Here is an 18,700-nt window from a genome sequence, read left to right on the forward strand (position 1 = left end):
AATACCAAGGGTTAGGCCACATCAGTGAGAGGCTGAGCAAAACTGCTAGTCTGCGTTGTTTTACCGAACCAAGCAAGTTGCTGATGTAGCGAAGCGACCTCGCCAATAATTAATAACGCCGGGGATTGAATCGCATGTGTTTCAATCAGTTCGCTGAGCTGCGCCAGCTGCCCGGTGATTACACGCTGATCTTTGCGCGTGCCATTTTCTACTATCGCCACAGGAGTAGTAGCACTGCGCCCATGAGCCAGCAGCTGGCTTTGGATATGCGGTGACTTAATCACACCCATATAGATAGCCAAAGTTTGATTGGGTTTAGCCAAAGAGGGCCAATCCAGTTCTTGACCCTCTTTTTTGCAGTGCCCGGTGACAAATTGGATGGCCTGAGCATGGTCGCGATGTGTCAGCGGGATACCCGCATAGGCGCTGCACCCTGCTGCTGCAGTGATGCCTGGTACAATTTGGTAGCTTACACCGTGACTGGCTAGCACCTGTACTTCCTCACCACCACGACCATAAATAAAGGGGTCACCGCCCTTAATGCGGCACACTTTCTTACCTTGTTGTGCCAACTCAACGAGCAGCTCATTAGTGCGCTCTTGTGGCACACTGTGGTCGCCTGCGCGTTTGCCCACGCATATGAGCTCAGCGTCGCGCCGCACAAGCTCCATAATTTCATCTGATACCAAGTAGTCATATACCACCACATCGGCTTGCTGCATCAATTGCAGAGCTTTGAGGGTCAATAACTCAGGGTCGCCAGGGCCTGCGCCAACCACATACACTTCGCCTTGAGGTGGTAGGTTGTCATCAAGCATAGTCGTGAGTTCGTCACTGGCTTGTTCGATGTTGCCTTTTTGCACGGTGCTTACGACATTGGAATCAAACACCCGTTCCCAAAATTGACGACGATCATCAAAGCTTGTAAAACGTTGCTTTACTTGTTTTCGGAAACTACCTACTAATTTGGCCAATGCGCCTATATGCTGAGGAATTAACGTTTCCAACTTTTCCCGTAGTCGGCGAGCCAATACCGGCGCAGTTCCTGCACTGGAAATAGCAATGGTGATTGGATCTCTATCCACGATAGAGGGAAAAATAAACCGGCATTTAGGTTGATCGTCGACAACATTGACGAAAATATTATGCTGTTCAGCGGCTTCGAATACTTGGGTATTTACGGTATCGTTATCAGTAGCAGCAATAATCAACATATAGCCAAGCACTTGCTCTGGCTGAAAATAAGCTCGTTGTAACGTTAATTTTTGCTGCTTCGCAAGGGCTTCAAGTTCAGCGCAAAACTCAGGTGCAATAACCGTAACTTTAGCGCGTGCTTTGAGGAAAGCTTGTGACTTACGCAGTGCGACCTCGCCGCCGCCGATCACGAGTACCGGCTTGTCATCAAGTTTTGTAAAAATGGGTAAATATTGCACCGCGCACCACCTAGTTTGTTAACACCGAAAGCGACAATGTTTTATTGAGCTTGGAGAATGCAAGGATATAGGCAGCATTAACGGTTAAAAAATAATTTGTTCCAAGCTTATATATCTAAAAGTTATATGCCGACTTGTGAAATGGCTTAAGGCAATGAAAATCAATATTAAGGCGCTATTTTAAGTAGATTAAAGTGATAAAATTGAAAGCGATAACGGCGATATAATCACTAAGCGCAGGACCAGGAGATGACCATGAGTGATGTTCACGATGCGCAGTTAGCGCTCGCTTGTTTAGATTACACCCGATTGCAAGAGCACGACAGTGAGGATGCAATGTGTCAATTCGTGGCGCAAATTAATACCGCTCATGCACTGCCTGCAGCGCTGTGCGTCTACCCACAATGGTTGCAGCTAACACGTCGCGAGCTCGATAATCGCAACTTACAACAAATTCCATTGGCCACAGTGACCAACTTTCCAACTGGTGACGAGGATTTGGCCACTGTTTTGGCGCAGACGCGCGAAGCGCTGCAATTGGGCGCCAATGAAATTGACTTGGTGCTACCTTATCGAGCGTTGCAGCAGGGCGACGAACAAAAAGCTTTGGAATATGTACGTCAAAGCCGTGAACTCTGTGCCAATAAAGCGAAGCTAAAAGTGATTATTGAAAGTGGCGAATTGAGCTTGTCGCAAGTACGCATTGCCAGTCGCATTGCCATAGCAGGCGGCGCCGACTTTATTAAAACCAGCACCGGGAAAGTGGCTATTAATGCGACGCCAGAGACCGTCGCGGTGATTTTTGACGAAGTTGCGCACAGTGAACGAGCAGTGGGTGTTAAGGTCTCTGGTGGCGTAAAAAACCTAAGCCAAGCGCAGTTATATCTGGATATGGCGGTAAACACTATGGGTGGAGCATGGTTGACGCCTTTTAACTTTCGTTTCGGGGCATCATCATTACTGGGTGAGTTGTACAAAGTGTTATGAGTGACAGTGAAGCGGAAAAAATAGCGCTAGAGCATGATGCTGCGCGACGCTTTCTGCGCGCCTATGAGCGCTATTATCATATTCCGATGCGCCATATTTGGCACAATCAACCAGCGAAGCCCGATGTCAGTTGCTACATGGAAAGTGAGCGCTTAGATATAGAGATTGCGCATTTGTATGCCAACGAGCATGAAGCGATGGCCGTGCTTGGTCGACCTTTGAGCCTTGATATACAACGCCAACTGGCGCAGTTGGCACTAAACCCAGATACAGAGCAGCTGCGCTATGCACTCTCTAAACTACTCAGTGCCAAGGCCGCCAAACGTTATGACAGCAAGCGCGTATGGCTGCTAATTCGTAATGCTAGCACGCTTTGGCATCATCAAGACTTTCTTGAAGTAAAGCCGCAGTTGGTCCTTGCCCCAGGTCATCCATTCGAACAAATTTGGCTATTAACCGACTGGCAAGGCACGCATGAGCCACTACAGCTTTATAGCGCTAAATAAATCACAGCCACTACCACTAAATTAATTTTCGGTGGCCTTTGTTTTGCTCTTGTTTTAGCGTCATTGGTCAGTATAATGGGCATCCACTTTGCAGGGGCGTAGTTCCAATTGGTAGAACAGCGGTCTCCAAAACCGACGGTTGGGAGTTCGAATCTCTCCGCCCCTGCCACTTTTCACAGACAAGTCTAAGTCTAAAAATCTGTTTTAAAGCATGTTTTTAAGGTTAGATTTGGATAGATTTACCCTGTCGTGTGACGGGGTTGTTGTGTCTGTATTTAAGGTATTAGGATTATGAGTGCAAATGTAGAAAACTCGTCAAGCCCGATGGACTTGGTAAAATGGCTTATCGCCATTGCGTTGCTGGCAGCAGCAGTAGTAGGCAACACCATGTATGGTGAAGAGTCTGCGTTAATTCGAGCTATTGGCGTGGTTGCTGCAATCGCCGTTGCCCTGGGTATTGCGGCAACGACAGGCAAAGGTCGCTCCTTCATCTCGTTTGCGAAAGAAGCTCGCATCGAAGTACGCAAAGTTGTTTGGCCAACACGCCAAGAAACCACACACACAACATTTATCGTGATGATCGCGACAGTGATTATGGCGCTTATCTTGTGGGGATTGGACGGAATTTTATTCCGCCTAGTGGGCTTTTTAACTGGATTGGAGATCTAATCCCATGACGGATGAGAACAAAGAAAAGAAATTACGTTGGTATGTAATCCAGGCTTTCTCAGGTTTTGAGAAGCGTGTTGCGCAAACCATCAAAGAGCACATAAAGATCCAAGGCCTTGAAGATAGCTTTGGTGAGGTGCTGGTGCCAACTGAAGAAGTAGTGGAAATGCGCGCCGGTCAAAAGCGCAAATCAGAACGTAAATTTTTCCCAGGCTACGTACTGGTAGAAATGGACATGAATGATGAGAGCTGGCACCTAGTGAACAGCACCCCTCGCGTGATGGGTTTCATTGGTGGAACTTCTGATCGTCCAGCACCAATCAGCAAGCGCGAAGCCGACCGCATTCTTAATCGTCTCGAAGAAAATGCTGAAGCACCGAAGCCAGCCACCTTGTTTGAAGCAGGTGAAGTGGTTCGTGTTATTGATGGCCCATTTGCAGATTTCAACGGTGTGGTTGAAGAAGTGGATTACGAGAAAAGCCGCTTGAAAGTATCAGTACTTATCTTTGGTCGTTCTACCCCTGTTGAACTTGAATTTGGTCAGGTTGAACAAGACAAGTAAGTTGCTCGTAAAACACGCAAACTAATGTTGAAAAAGGCCGCTGACTAACTTATAATCAGCGGCCTTTTTGTAGCAGCTGAAAATGCTGGCTGCAAAATAGGTTTTTTATTAATTGGGAAGCCGTTTGAGTACGCGTCCTCGCGCGCACGAGGCTAAGACCCACCTAACGAGGTATAATCATGGCTAAAAAAGTTGAAGCTTTAATCAAGCTACAAGTTGCTGCTGGTATGGCTAACCCTAGTCCACCAGTAGGTCCTGCTCTAGGTCAACACGGTGTAAACATCATGGAATTCTGTAAAGCGTTCAACGCTCGTACAGAGTCTTTAGAGAAAGGCGCTCCGGTTCCTGTAATCATCTCTGTTTACAATGACCGTTCTTTCACGTTTGACATGAAAACGCCACCTGCTGCTTACCTACTTAAGAAAGCTGCAGGCATTAAGTCTGGTTCAGGCCGTCCTAACACTGAAAAAGTGGGTACAGTTACTCGTGCTCAACTTGAAGAGATCGTTGAGATGAAGAAACCTGACCTTACAGCGGCTGATATGGACGCTGCGGTACGCACTATCGCAGGTTCTGCGCGTGCAATGGGCTTGAACGTAGAGGACTAAGATAATGGCAAAATTAACTAAACGTATGCGTACTATCCGCGAAAAAGTGGATGTCACTAAAGATTACGAAATCAACGAAGCTGTTGCACTTCTAAAAGAGCTAGCAACTGCTAAGTTCGTTGAAAGTGTTGACGTTGCTGTTAACCTTGGTATTGATGCACGTAAATCTGACCAAAACGTACGTGGTGCGACTGTACTTCCAAATGGTACTGGTCGTGACGTTCGCGTTGCTGTATTCACTTCAGGTGCTAATGCAGACGCAGCTAAAGAAGCTGGCGCGGATATCGTAGGTATGGAAGATCTTGCTGACAAAGTAAAAGCTGGCGAGATGGACTTTGACGTTGTTGTTGCTTCTCCAGATGCAATGCGCGTTGTTGGTCAACTAGGTCAAATCCTAGGTCCACGTGGTCTTATGCCTAACCCTAAAACTGGTACTGTAACACCTAATGTTGCCGAAGCAGTTAAAAACGCGAAAGCGGGTCAGGTTCGTTACCGCAACGACAAGAACGGTATCGTTCACTCTACCATTGGTAAAGTTGACTTCACTGCTGAACAGCTACAACAAAACCTTGAGTCTCTTATCGTAGCGCTTAAGAAGGCTAAGCCTTCACAAGCAAAAGGTACTTACATCAAGAAAGTAAGCATCTCGACTACTATGGGCGCAGGTGTTGCTGTTGACCAAAACTCACTAAGCACGCAAGTAGCGTAATTTAGGAGTTTACGTGGCGCGATTTTTATACTATAATTTCGCGCCATTTTGTTGAGTATTGAACTCAACAATCAACGAATTCGGGTTGAAGCCAACGTTGTTGGCTTCCGTCCAAGACCGTAGGTGCAGTCACGTATTGCTTAATTTCCTACGTAGACGGTGTGAATCCCAGCTAGATTTTTCCTAATCTTCTGGCTCTCGCCGTAACAAGCAGCTCCGTCATGATGATGGAGTAGAGTAAAACTGAGGTATTTCGGTATCTCACTGAACCAGGAGTAACACCCATGGCTTTAAATCTTCAAGACAAAAAAGCAATTGTTGCTGAAGTCAACGAAGCTGCCAAAGGTGCTCTATCTGCAGTAGTTGCAGATTCTCGTGGTGTAACTGTTGACGCTATCACTTCACTTCGTAAAGAAGCTCGTGAAGCAGGTGTATGGATGAAAGTCGTTCGTAACACTCTAGCTAAACGCGCTATCGAAGGGACTGATTACGAGTGTCTTAACGATTCACTAGTAGGCCCTAGCCTAATCGCTTTCTCTTCTGAGCACCCAGGTGCTGCAGCGCGTATCTTCACAGATTTCGCAAAGAGTAACGAAGCATTTGAGCTTAAAACGGCTGTATTTGACGGTGAAATCGTAGATGTAGATATGCTAGCTAAGCTACCTACATACGACGAAGCAGTTGCACGTCTAATGAGCGCTATGAAAGAAGCTTCTGCAGGCAAGTTGGCAAAAACTCTTGCTGCAGTTCGCGACCAGAAACAAGAACAAGCTGCTTAATTTTTATTTATAAGCTATTGTTCTTTATCGGTGTAATGAATTTAATGAACCCTCGGGTTCGAGAATATTAGGAAATTTATAATGTCTGTAACTAAAGACCAAATCCTTGACGCTATTGCTGAAATGTCAGTAATGGAAGTTGTTGAACTAGTAGAAGCAATGGAAGAAAAATTCGGCGTAACTGCAGCTGCTGCTGTTGTTGCTGCGGGTCCTGCTGAAGCTGCTGAAGAGAAGACTGAGTTCGACGTAATCCTAGCTGGCGCTGGCGGTAACAAAGTTGCTGCTATCAAAGCGGTACGTGGCGCAACAGGTCTTGGCCTTAAAGAAGCTAAAGCACTTGTTGAATCAGCTCCTGCACCTATCAAAGAAGGTGTTTCTAAGGAAGAAGCTGAAGCACTTAAGAAAGATCTTGAAGAAGCTGGTGCTGAAGTTGAGATCAAGTAATCTAGCGTATGCTAGGTTCGCTGCCTGAGTAATCAGGCAAGGGCTGGTGATTATTTAATCACCGGCCCTTTTGCGCTATAGAGCGAAAATTTGCTCCAGGGTGCTCTAAACCTAAATTTCACTTTTATTTTCAATTGGTTACGCAACTTCATTGGCAATAGCAGTGACATTTAGGAACAACAATTCTAAATGTTGTAAATATTGGCATAGATGCCAGTTATGTCTGTTCTTACAAGAACAGGTAGGGTCAAAGATCAGCAAGCTGAGGAACCCCATGGCTTACTCTTATTCTGAAAAGAAACGTATCCGTAAGGATTTTGGTAAACGTCCACAGGTTTTGGACGTACCTTTCTTACTGCAAATGCAGTTAGAATCGTTTAAAAAATTCTTAACTCCGGACGCTGACGGCGATTTCGGTTTGGAAGCTGCCTTCCGCTCCGTTTTCCCGATTAAAAGCTATTCGGGCAACTCTGAGCTTCAATACGTAAGTTATCGTATTGGTGAGCCAGTGTTCGATGTTAAAGAATGTCAAATCCGCGGTGTGACTTATTCTGCTCCACTTCGCGTAAAACTTCGTCTTGTGCTTATGGACAAAGAAGCACCCGGCACAGTTAAAGACATCAAAGAGCAAGAAGTTTACATGGGCGAAATTCCGCTCATGACTGACACAGGTACCTTTGTTATCAATGGTACTGAGCGTGTTATCGTTTCTCAGCTACACCGTTCACCTGGTGTATTCTTTGATAACGACCGCGGTAAAACGCACTCCTCTGGTAAGGTGCTTTATAACGCTCGCGTTATTCCTTACCGTGGTTCATGGCTCGACTTTGAATTCGACGCTAAAGATAATCTCTACGTACGTATCGACCGTCGCCGTAAGTTGCCGTCGTCGATCATTTTGCGCGCGCTTGATTACTCAACAGAAGAAATTCTTAATATCTTCTTTGAAACCACTACCTTTGAGGTGAGTGACGGTAAAGTTCTTATGGAGCTTGTGCCTGCGCGTCTACGTGGTGAAACCGCAGCCTTTGACATTAAAGGCGAAGATGGCGAAGTCTTGGTAGAACAAGGCCGTCGTATTACTGCGCGTCACATCAAGAGCATCGAGAAAAAAGGCATCAAGCAGCTAGAAGTACCGCATGAGTACGTCATCGGTCGAGTATTAGCGAAAAACTATGTTGATGAGTCAACAGGTGAAGTAATCGCCAATGCCAACGATGAACTATCGCTTGAGCTAATGGCTGAGCTTGTTAAAGCAGGTCACACCGAAATTGCTACTTTATATATCAATGAAGTAGACAGCGGCTCTTACATGTCAGATACCGTTCGTATCGACTCAACTACAAATCGCCTTGAGGCCTTGGTAGAAATCTACCGCATGATGCGCCCAGGTGAGCCGCCGACAAAAGAAGCTGCAGAAGCGCTATTTGAAAACTTATTCTTTACCGATGAGCGCTATGATCTATCAACCGTAGGTCGTATGAAGTTCAACAGCCGCGTTGGTTATGACACCGACGAAGGCCCAGGTACTTTGTCTAAAGAAGACATCGTTGCCGTGATGAAAGTGCTTATCGATATCCGTAACGGTAAAGGCGATGTTGATGACATCGACCACCTTGGTAACCGTCGTATCCGCTCTGTAGGCGAAATGGCAGAAAACCAGTTCCGTGTCGGTCTAGTTCGTGTTGAGCGTGCTGTACGTGAGCGTCTAAGCCTTGGTGACCTTGATGCCATCATGCCGCAAGACCTTATCAACGCCAAGCCAATTTCGGCAGCGGTGAAAGAGTTCTTCGGTTCATCACAGCTTTCTCAATTTATGGACCAAAACAACCCGCTATCAGAAGTTACGCACAAGCGTCGTATTTCTGCATTAGGTCCGGGTGGTCTTACGCGTGAGCGTGCAGGCTTCGAAGTACGTGACGTACACGTAACGCACTACGGTCGCGTATGTCCAATCGAAACGCCTGAAGGTCCAAACATCGGTCTAATTAACTCATTGTCTACGTATGCGCGTACCAATGACTTTGGTTTCCTAGAAACACCTTACCGTAAAGTGGTTGATGGTGCGGTTACCGACGAGGTTGATTACCTTTCTGCTATCGAAGAAGGTCAGTTCGTTATTGCTCAGGCAAATGCTGACTTAAACGATGACAACGGATTTGTAGAAGAACTGATTACTTGCCGTCACAAAGGCGAGTCGACCTTGATGCCGCGCGATGATATCCAGTATATGGACGTTTCGCCACAACAGGTTATTTCAGTCGCTGCTGCGCTTATCCCATTCCTAGAGCACGATGATGCGAACCGTGCATTGATGGGATCGAACATGCAACGTCAGGCTGTACCGACACTACGTGCTGATAAGCCACTAGTAGGTACAGGTATCGAGCTTACACTTGCGAAAGACTCAGGTGTAACTATCGTTGCTAAGCGTGGTGGTGTGGTTGATTACGCTGATGCGAGCCGTATCGTTATTAACGTAAATGAAGATGAGCGTGTACCTGGCGAAGCGGGTATCGACATCTACAACCTAACTAAGTACACCCGTTCTAACCAGAACACCTGTATTAACCAAAAGCCAACTTGTATGGTTGGTGAGCCAATTGTACGTGGTGACGTACTTGCTGATGGTCCGTCAACAGACCTTGGCGACTTGGCGTTAGGTCAAAACTTACGCGTGGCATTCATGCCTTGGAATGGTTACAACTTCGAGGATTCAATCCTCCTTTCTGAGAATGTTGTAAAAGAAGATCGTCTAACGACTATCCACATCCAAGAGCTTCAGTGTATTGCTCGTGATACTAAGCTTGGGCCGGAAGAAATCACTGCTGACATCCCGAACGTGGGTGAGTCTGCACTAGGCAAGCTAGATGAGTCTGGCGTTGTTTACATCGGTGCAGAAGTGAAAGGCGGCGACATTCTAGTAGGTAAAGTAACACCTAAAGGTGAAACTCAGCTTACGCCTGAAGAGAAGCTACTGCGTGCCATCTTTGGTGAGAAAGCGTCTGACGTTAAAGACAGCTCGCTACGTGTACCAAACTCAGTATCAGGTACCGTAATCGACGTACAAGTCTTCACCCGTGACGGTGTAGAAAAAGACAAACGTGCACTTGAAATCGAAGAAATGCAGCTTCGTGAAGCGAAGAAAGACTTCAACGAAGAGTTCAAGATCCTTGAAGAAGGTGTGTTAAGCCGTGCTCGTGGTCTATTGACCGGCGCAGGCATGGATGCAGCCAGCCTAGAAGGTCTCGCTGCTGATAAGCTATTAACACAAAGCCTTGCTGATGAAGGCAAGCAAGCAGAACTTGAGCAACTAGCAGCGCAGTACGATGAGCTTAAAGCTGAGTACGATAAGAAGTTTGAAACGAAACGTCGCAAGATCACTCAAGGTGATGACTTAGCGCCAGGCGTATTGAAGATTGTGAAGGTTTACCTAGCGGTTAAACGTCGCATCCAGCCAGGTGATAAGATGGCGGGTCGTCACGGTAACAAAGGTGTTATCTCGACTATCGTACCTGTAGAAGACATGCCTTACGATGAGAAAGGCCGTACCGTTGATATCGTATTGAACCCGCTGGGCGTACCATCGCGTATGAACATCGGTCAGATCCTAGAGACTCACATGGGTCTTGCGGCACGCGGTATCGGTGAGCGTATTGAAGAAATGATGAAAGAGCAGCGTGAGCTTCACGAACTGCGTGAATTCATCAAGAAAGCTTACGAACTGGGTGAATGTCGCCAGCAAGTAGATATCGCTAGCTTCTCTGATGACGAAGTTCGTCGCCTAGCAGAGAATCTAAAAGGCGGTCTACCGATTGCTACTCCTGCATTTGACGGTGCTCGCGAAAGCGAAATCAAGGAAATGTTGGAGCTCGGTGGTTACCCATCAAGCGGTCAGGTAACGCTTTATGATGGTCGTACTGGCGATCAGTTTGAGCGTCAAGTAACGGTTGGTTACATGTACATGCTGAAACTGAACCACCTTGTTGATGACAAGATGCACGCGCGTTCTACTGGCTCATACAGCCTAGTTACGCAGCAGCCGCTAGGTGGTAAAGCACAGTTCGGTGGTCAGCGCTTCGGTGAGATGGAAGTCTGGGCACTAGAAGCGTACGGCGCGGCTTATACCCTGCAAGAGATGTTGACTGTGAAGTCGGATGACGTGAATGGTCGTACTAAGATGTATAAGAACATCGTTGACGGTAACCACAAGATGGAACCGGGTATGCCAGAATCATTCAACGTATTGTTGAAAGAAATCCGTTCACTCGGTATCAACATCGAGCTGGAAGAAGAATAAGCCGGTCGGGCGCAAGGCGCCCAAACCTGCGAACAAATAAATGGGCGGCTTGCCGCCCTCGAGATTAACCTCCGACAGGAGAGCTAAGGTGAAAGACTTACTTAAGTTTCTGAAGCAACAAAATAAGACCGAAGAATTCGATGCAATTCGCATTGGTCTTGCTTCGCCGGACATGGTGCGTTCATGGTCATATGGTGAAGTAAAGAAACCTGAGACCATTAACTACCGTACTTTCAAGCCTGAGCGTGACGGCTTATTCTGTGCCCGTATTTTCGGCCCAGTGAAAGATTACGAGTGTTTGTGTGGTAAATACAAGCGCTTGAAGCACCGTGGTGTTATTTGTGAAAAATGTGGCGTTGAAGTAACGCTAACCAAAGTGCGTCGTGACCGTATGGGTCACATTGAGCTGGCAAGCCCAGTGGCACACATTTGGTTCCTAAAATCACTGCCATCGCGTATCGGCCTAATGCTCGATATGACGCTTCGTGACATCGAGCGAGTGCTGTACTTCGAATCATTCGTGGTAACCGAACCTGGTATGACGACGCTTGAGCGTGGTCAGCTTTTAGGTGAAGAAGAGTACCTTGATGCTCTTGAAGAGCACGGTGATGAATTTGAAGCGAAGATGGGTGCAGAAGCGGTACTTGATCTTCTTAAAGAACTCGACCTAGGTCAGCTGATTGCAGAAATGCGCGAAGAGCTACCAACTATCAACTCTGAAACCAAGCGTAAGAAAATTACCAAGCGTTTGAAATTGATGGAATCATTCCACCAATCAGGTAACAACCCTGAGTGGATGGTAATGAGCGTTCTTCCAGTGCTACCGCCTGATCTACGTCCACTTGTACCACTAGACGGCGGTCGTTTTGCGACGTCAGATCTAAACGACCTTTATCGTCGTGTGATCAACCGTAACAACCGTTTGAAGCGTCTTCTCGATTTAGCCGCGCCAGACATCATCGTACGCAACGAAAAGCGTATGTTGCAAGAAGCGGTCGATGCGCTCCTTGATAACGGTCGTCGTGGTCGTGCTATTACCGGTTCTAACAAGCGCCCACTTAAGTCGCTTGCAGACATGATCAAAGGTAAGCAAGGTCGTTTCCGTCAAAACCTTCTTGGTAAGCGTGTTGACTACTCAGGCCGTTCTGTAATTACCGTAGGTCCTACACTGAAACTACACCAGTGTGGTCTGCCTAAGAAAATGGCTCTTGAGCTATTCAAGCCTTTCATCTACGGCAAACTTGAGCGCCGTGGTATGGCGACAACCATCAAAGCTGCGAAGAAGATGGTTGAGCGCGAAGTACCAGAGGTTTGGGACGTACTAGACGAAGTTATTCGTGAACACCCAGTGCTACTTAACCGTGCACCAACCCTTCACCGTTTGGGTATCCAGGCGTTTGAGCCGGTACTTATCGAAGGTAAAGCGATTCACCTGCACCCATTGGTGTGTGCGGCGTATAACGCTGACTTCGACGGTGACCAAATGGCGGTTCACGTACCATTAACGCTAGAAGCGCAGCTAGAAGCACGCGCGTTGATGATGTCAACCAACAACATTCTTTCGCCTGCGAACGGTGAGCCAATCATCGTACCTTCACAGGACGTTGTTTTGGGTCTTTACTACATGACCCGTGACCGCATTAATGCCAAAGGTGAAGGCCTGGTATTTAAAGACGCGAAAGAAGCTGAAAAAGCCTATCGTACTGGTACTGCCGAGCTACATGCTCGAGTAAAAGTACGGATGACAGAAACGGTAATCGAAGAAGACGGCAGCACTGAAGAAGTGACCGGCGTTATCGATACCACTGTTGGTCGTGCTATTTTCTCGTTGATCATGCCTAAAGGCTTACCTTTCTCACTGGTTAACCGTGCGTTAGGTAAGAAGCAAATCTCAGGTATGCTTAATGAGTGTTACCGTCGTCTAGGCTTGAAAGACACCGTAGTGTTTGCTGACCAAGTGATGTACACCGGTTTCCACTATGCGATGAAATCGGGTGTATCAATCGGCATCAACGACATGGAAATCCCGCCGGTTAAAACCGAGATCATCGATGCAGCGGAAGCTGAGGTTGCTGAAATCAACCAACAGTTCCAGTCTGGTCTTGTAACAGCGGGTGAGAAGTACAACAAAGTTATCGATATTTGGTCACGTGTGAATGAAAACTTATCACGCGAAATGATGGCGAACTTATCAAAAGACACTGTTATCAATGCTGAGGGTAACGAAGAAGAGCAAGACTCATTCAACTCAGTGTTTATGATGGCCGACTCGGGCGCACGGGGTAGTGCCGCTCAGATTCGTCAGCTAGCGGGTATGCGTGGTCTAATGGCTCGTCCAGATGGTTCAATCATCGAAACGCCAATTACCGCGAACTTCCGTGAAGGTCTAAACGTACTTCAGTACTTCATCTCAACGCACGGTGCGCGTAAAGGTCTTGCCGATACCGCATTGAAGACAGCGAACTCGGGTTACCTAACGCGTCGTCTTGTAGACGTAGCGCAAGACTTGGTAATCAATGAGAGCGACTGTGGCACGGAAGATGGTCTAACTATGAAGCCACTCATTGAAGGTGGTGACGTAGTAGAGCCGCTACGCGAGCGTGTACTAGGCCGTGTAGTTGCCGAAGACGTACTTAAGCCTGGCACTGATGAAGTGTTGGTTGAGCGTAATATCATGCTTGACGAGAAGCTGTGTGACTTACTTGAAGAGCACTCAGTGGATGAAGTACGTGTTCGTTCTGTTATCACCTGTGACAATGACTTTGGTGTATGTGCTAAATGTTACGGTCGTGACTTGGCTCGTGGCCATATCATCAACCCAGGTGAAGCGGTCGGTGTTATTGCAGCACAGTCAATCGGTGAGCCAGGTACACAGCTTACCATGCGTACCTTCCACATCGGTGGTGCGGCATCGCGGGCATCTGCAGAGAACAGCGTACAAGTTAAAAACAACGGTCGTCTGAAACTTCACAATGCGAAATATGTGTTGAATTCAGAAGGCAAGATCGTTATCACTTCACGTTCTACCGAGATCACCATCATTGATGAGCATGGTCGTGAGAAAGAGCGTTATAAAGTACCTTACGGTGCAGTGTTAACGGTACAAGATGGTGCCGAAGTGAAAGGCAACGACATCGTAGCGATGTGGGACCCGCACAGTCACCCAATCATCATCGAACACGAGTCAAAAGTATCGTTCAGCGATATCGATGACTCTAACACCGAAGCTCAGACCGACGAGTTGACTGGTCTAACGCGTGTGGTTGTTAAAGACCTAGCCAAGGTGAATGCGAAAGAGCCTAAGCTTATCATTGAGAATGAAGAGCGCGGCCTGCAAGAGATTCGCCTACCGTCATTCACCACCATTGAGGTGAGCGATGGTGCCACGGTGAACCCAGGTGATGTGCTTGCACGTATCCCGCAGGAAGGTTCGAAAACTCGTGATATTACCGGTGGTCTACCACGTGTTGCTGACCTATTCGAAGCGCGTAAGCCGAAAGATCCAGCCATCCTAGCAGAGATCTCAGGTACGGTAAGCTTTGGTAAAGAAACCAAAGGTAAGAAGCGTCTTGTAATCACCCCGGCGGAAGGTGATGCATACGAAGAGATGATTCCAAAGTGGCGTCAGCTTAACGTGTTCGAAGGTGAGACAGTGAGCAAAGGTGAAGTAATCGCCGATGGTCCAGAGTCGCCACATGATATCCTTCGTCTACGTGGTGTGACCGATGTTGCTAACTACATCGTTAATGAAGTGCAAGACGTTTACCGTCTGCAAGGTGTAAAGATTAACGATAAGCACATCGAAACTGTTATTCGTCAGATGCTACGTAAATGTATCATCCTCGACGGTGGCGACACTGAATTCCTAGCCGGTGAACAGGTTGAAGTTGCACGTGTAAGCATCGCAAACCGTGAACTTGAAGCCGAAGGTAAGATCCCAGCGAAGTATGAAATTCAGCTAATGGGTATTACCAAAGCGTCATTGGCAACCGAATCATTCATTTCAGCAGCCTCGTTCCAGGAGACGACACGTGTCCTAACTGAAGCCGCTGTAAATGGTAAGAGCGATGAACTTCGCGGTCTGAAAGAAAACGTAATCGTGGGTCGCTTGATCCCAGCCGGTACCGGCTTTGCGTATCACCAAGATCGCCAAAATCGTCGTAAACAGAATGCAGAGGAACTGCTTGAGCCAACAGTAAGTGCCGAGGAAGCAACCCAAGCACTGACTGATGCACTTAATGCAGATTTGTCTGGCGACCAAGAATAACCGCTTAATTTCATAATTAAGTCACGCTGAGGGCGGTATAATACCGCTCTCAGCGTTGTTTTGGTTGACAGGCTAAACTTTGCTCATTAAAATTCCGCCACCCTTTTACTCGCTGGTGTTATCGCAGTGTGTAAATTGGGCGGAATTTTTAATTTCAGTAGTAACTTTAATTTTTCATCAGGAGCTATTTGATGGCAACTATTAACCAGCTAGTGCGCAAGCCACGTCGCAGCAAGGTTACAACTAGTAACTCAGCCGCGCTTAAGGCATGTCCACAAAAGCGTGGTGTATGTACTCGTGTATATACCACTACTCCTAAGAAACCAAACTCGGCTCTACGTAAAGTAGCCCGTGTACGTTTAACAAACGGTTTCGAAGTAACATCTTACATCGGTGGTGAAGGCCACAACCTTCAAGAGCACAGTGTAATCCTTATCCGTGGTGGTCGTGTTAAAGACTTACCTGGTGTACGTTTCCACACTGTTCGCGGTGCACTTGACTGTGCCGGCGTAAATGACCGTAAACAAGGTCGTTCTAAGTACGGTGCAAAACGTCCTAAGGGCTAATGGTTCTCCGTTAGTAAGGCCAAGCACTTAAGTTTTAATTAAATATTAGTTTTGGGAATCTGTTCAAAAAACAGACCTGAAGAAATCGGAGAGATAAAATGCCTAGAAGACGCGTAATAGGTCAACGTAAAATTCTTCCAGATCCTAAGTTCGGATCAGAATTACTTGCAAAGTTCGTCAACGTAGTAATGCTTGACGGCAAAAAGTCTACTGCTGAAAACATCGTTTATGGTGCGCTAGACGTGGCTGCTGAGAAATCAGGCAAACCGCACCTAGAAATCTTTGAGTCTGCACTTGAAAACGTTCGCCCACAGGTAGAGGTTAAATCTCGCCGTGTAGGTGGTTCAACGTACCAAGTACCAGTTGAAGTTCGTCCAGTTCGCCGCAACGCACTAGGTATGCGTTGGTTGGTTGAAGCTGCACGTAAGCGTGGTGAAAAATCTATGGGCCTTCGTCTGGCTCAAGAGATGATCGACGCAGCTGATAACAAAGGCACTGCGGTTAAGAAACGTGAAGACGTTCACCGTATGGCTGAAGCGAACAAAGCATTCGCTCATTACCGTTGGTAATCTGTCCTTAACCTTTAAGAGGATTATATGGCACGTACAACTCCAATTGAGCGCTACCGCAATATCGGTATTTGTGCTCACGTAGATGCAGGTAAAACCACCACGACGGAACGTGTACTTTTTTACACGGGCCTATCTCACAAAATTGGTGAGGTACACGATGGTGCTGCAACTATGGACTGGATGGAGCAAGAGCAGGAGCGTGGTATTACTATCACGTCTGCTGCGACCACTTGTTTCTGGAAAGGGATGGACGCGCAATTTGACGACCATCGCATCAATATCATCGATACCCCAGGGCACGTAGACTTCACCATTGAAGTTGAGCGTTCACTGCGTGTACTTGATGGTGCTGTTGTCGTGCTTTGTGCTTCATCAGGTGTACAGCCACAGACAGAAACAGTCTGGCGTCAGGCCAATAAATACGAAGTTCCACGTATGATCTTCGTAAATAAAATGGACCGTATTGGCGCCGACTTTTTGTCGGTTGTAGATCAGGTGAAAACCCGTCTGGGTGCAACTCCTGTTCCGATTCAGCTGCCTATTGGTGCTGAAGAAGACTTTAAAGGTGTAATTGATCTTATCAAGATGAAAGCCATCAACTGGAACGAAGCGGACCAGGGGATGTCATTTACATTTGAGGAGATCCCGGCAGAGCTTCAAGACCAAGCCGAAGAATACCGCTCACTTCTTGTGGAAGCGGCGGCTGAGGCCAATGAAGAGCTAATGGACAAATATTTAGAAGAAGGTGAGCTCAGCGAAGCTGAGATCAAGCAAGGCCTTCGTGCTCGTACTCTAAGCAACGAAATTGTGCTGATGAGTTGCGGCAGTGCGTTCAAGAACAAAGGCGTGCAAGCGATGCTTGATGCCGTGATTGAATACATGCCTTCACCTACCGAAGTTAAACCGATTCAAGGTGTTCTTGATGATGGCGAGACTGAAGACACGCGTCCAGCAGATGACAAAGCGCCTTTCTCAGCATTGGCCTTTAAAATTGCTACCGACCCGTTCGTAGGCACGCTAACCTTCTTCCGTGTGTACTCAGGCACAGTTGCCCAGGGTGACACGGTATATAACCCAGTTAAATCAAAGCGTGAGCGCTTCGGTCGTATCGTCCAGATGCACTCAAACTCACGTGAAGAGATCAAAGAAGTTCGTGCCGGCGATATCGCCGCTGCGATTGGTCTCAAAGACGTAACAACAGGTGATACCCTGTGTGACGGGAATGCAATCATTACGCTAGAGCGTATGGAATTCCCAGAGCCGGTGATCTCTGTTGCGGTAGAGCCAAAAACCAAGGCAGACCAAGAAAAGATGGGTATCGCGCTAGGTAAACTAGCGGCAGAAGATCCTTCTTTCCGCGTACAAACAGACGAAGAATCTGGCCAGACTATTATCTCTGGTATGGGTGAATTACACCTCGATATTATCGTCGACCGTATGAAGCGTGAATTCAAAGTTGAATGTAACGTTGGTAAACCTCAGGTTGCCTACCGTGAGGCGATTCGTTCAGCCGTTAAGGTTGAGGGTAAGTTTGTTCGTCAATCGGGTGGTCGTGGCCAATATGGTCATGTTTGGGTCAAACTTGAACCGCTTGATATTAGCGATGAAGAAGCACCAACATTCGAGTTCGTTAACGAAATCGTTGGTGGTACTGTACCGAAGGAATATATTCCAGCGGTAGAAAAAGGTCTCCACGAGCAGATGGAGCAAGGTGTTCTTGCTGGTTATCCGCTTCTGGGCGTTAAAGCGACGTTATTCGATGGCTCGTTCCACGATGTCGACTCCAACGAAATGGCCTTTAAGATCGCAGGTGCAATGGCAATGCGTAACGGCGCGCTTGAAGCGAACCCCGTGTTGTTAGAGCCTATCATGAAGGTAGAAGTGATCACTCCTGAAGCAAACATGGGTGATGTTGTAGGCGACCTAAACCGTCGTCGCGGTATGATCGAAGGAATGGAAGAGGCACCAGGCGGCTTAAAACAAGTGAACGCCGAAGTACCACTTTCAGAAATGTTCGGTTATGCAACTGACTTACGATCAGCTACACAAGGTCGTGCCTCGTACTCGATGGAATTCCTCAAGTACGCAGAAGCGGCTAAAAACGTGGCTGATGGAATTATTGCAGCTCGCGCTGTTAAGTAATTTGAGTTCGGTCCGATCTTCGGGTCGGACTTTAATTTCTTTATAGGAATTTTGAAAATGGCAAAAGAAAAGTTTGAACGTTCGAAACCGCACGTAAACGTAGGTACAATCGGCCACGTTGACCACGGTAAAACAACTCTAACTGCAGCGATCACT

At 47.1% G+C, this 18,700-nt stretch carries 15 protein-coding genes and 1 tRNA gene; 15 read left to right on the forward strand and 1 reads right to left on the reverse strand.

All coding sequences use genetic code 11. From position 1 onward, the window contains the following. Positions 1-11 precede the first annotated feature (11 nt). Positions 12-1,433: a siroheme synthase CysG gene (cysG, locus tag MHM93_RS17100; RefSeq protein WP_239449954.1), complete on the reverse strand. Its 1,422-nt coding sequence runs from the start codon at positions 1,431-1,433 to the stop codon at positions 12-14. A 255-nt stretch (positions 1,434-1,688) separates the two neighbouring features. On the opposite strand from cysG, the gene deoC reads away from it, so the two are divergent. From deoC to MHM93_RS17175, 15 genes are all read left to right on the forward strand, one after another. Next, on the forward strand, positions 1,689-2,420 hold the full coding sequence (gene deoC / locus MHM93_RS17105) for a deoxyribose-phosphate aldolase (RefSeq protein WP_239449955.1): 732 nt from the start codon (positions 1,689-1,691) through the stop codon (positions 2,418-2,420). Further along, on the forward strand, positions 2,417-2,926 hold the full coding sequence (locus MHM93_RS17110; RefSeq protein WP_022944294.1) for a hypothetical protein: 510 nt from the start codon (positions 2,417-2,419) through the stop codon (positions 2,924-2,926). The genes deoC and MHM93_RS17110 overlap by 4 nt, the downstream gene beginning before the upstream one ends. Positions 2,927-3,018: 92 nt before the next feature. After that, positions 3,019-3,095 (forward strand) — tRNA-Trp (locus MHM93_RS17115). Positions 3,096-3,217: 122 nt separating this feature from the next. Beyond that, the gene (secE, locus tag MHM93_RS17120) at positions 3,218-3,595 is read left to right on the forward strand and encodes a preprotein translocase subunit SecE (RefSeq protein ID WP_022944293.1); all 378 of its coding nucleotides are present in this window, start codon (positions 3,218-3,220) and stop codon (positions 3,593-3,595) included. 4 nt (positions 3,596-3,599) lie between these two features. Continuing rightward, the gene (gene nusG, locus MHM93_RS17125; RefSeq protein ID WP_022944292.1) at positions 3,600-4,157 is read left to right on the forward strand and encodes a transcription termination/antitermination protein NusG; all 558 of its coding nucleotides are present in this window, start codon (positions 3,600-3,602) and stop codon (positions 4,155-4,157) included. A 179-nt stretch (positions 4,158-4,336) separates the two neighbouring features. Next, the gene (gene rplK, locus MHM93_RS17130; RefSeq protein WP_022944291.1) at positions 4,337-4,765 is read left to right on the forward strand and encodes a 50S ribosomal protein L11; all 429 of its coding nucleotides are present in this window, start codon (positions 4,337-4,339) and stop codon (positions 4,763-4,765) included. A 4-nt stretch (positions 4,766-4,769) separates the two neighbouring features. Next, the gene (rplA, locus tag MHM93_RS17135) at positions 4,770-5,474 is read left to right on the forward strand and encodes a 50S ribosomal protein L1 (protein ID WP_022944290.1); all 705 of its coding nucleotides are present in this window, start codon (positions 4,770-4,772) and stop codon (positions 5,472-5,474) included. Between the two features lie 284 nt (positions 5,475-5,758). Continuing rightward, entirely contained in the window at positions 5,759-6,253 is a 495-nt protein-coding gene (gene rplJ / locus MHM93_RS17140; RefSeq protein WP_022944289.1) for a 50S ribosomal protein L10, read from the forward strand. An 81-nt stretch (positions 6,254-6,334) separates the two neighbouring features. Next, positions 6,335-6,697 carry a 50S ribosomal protein L7/L12 gene (rplL, locus tag MHM93_RS17145; protein WP_022944288.1) on the forward strand — a complete coding sequence of 121 codons (363 nt, stop codon included), beginning with the start codon at positions 6,335-6,337 and terminating at the stop codon, positions 6,695-6,697. A 274-nt stretch (positions 6,698-6,971) separates the two neighbouring features. Further along, complete coding sequence (gene rpoB / locus MHM93_RS17150; protein ID WP_053911724.1) at positions 6,972-10,997, forward strand: DNA-directed RNA polymerase subunit beta; 4,026 nt, start codon at positions 6,972-6,974, stop codon at positions 10,995-10,997. Between the two features lie 88 nt (positions 10,998-11,085). After that, positions 11,086-15,264: a DNA-directed RNA polymerase subunit beta' gene (gene rpoC / locus MHM93_RS17155; RefSeq protein WP_239449956.1), complete on the forward strand. Its 4,179-nt coding sequence runs from the start codon at positions 11,086-11,088 to the stop codon at positions 15,262-15,264. Between the two features lie 191 nt (positions 15,265-15,455). Next, positions 15,456-15,830 (forward strand): 30S ribosomal protein S12, encoded by a 375-nt coding sequence (gene rpsL, locus MHM93_RS17160; protein ID WP_022944285.1) that lies wholly within the window; start codon positions 15,456-15,458, stop codon positions 15,828-15,830. A gap of 98 nt (positions 15,831-15,928) precedes the next feature. Then, on the forward strand, positions 15,929-16,399 hold the full coding sequence (gene rpsG / locus MHM93_RS17165) for a 30S ribosomal protein S7 (RefSeq protein WP_022944284.1): 471 nt from the start codon (positions 15,929-15,931) through the stop codon (positions 16,397-16,399). 27 nt (positions 16,400-16,426) lie between these two features. Then, positions 16,427-18,544: an elongation factor G gene (gene fusA / locus MHM93_RS17170; protein WP_022944283.1), complete on the forward strand. Its 2,118-nt coding sequence runs from the start codon at positions 16,427-16,429 to the stop codon at positions 18,542-18,544. A 57-nt stretch (positions 18,545-18,601) separates the two neighbouring features. Next, a partial coding sequence (locus MHM93_RS17175; protein ID WP_235408380.1) for a GTP-binding protein occupies positions 18,602-18,700 on the forward strand: 99 nt, incomplete at its 3' end.

This window comes from Pseudoalteromonas sp. MM17-2 (assembly GCF_022347945.1).
GTDB lineage: Bacteria > Pseudomonadota > Gammaproteobacteria > Enterobacterales > Alteromonadaceae > Pseudoalteromonas > Pseudoalteromonas ruthenica.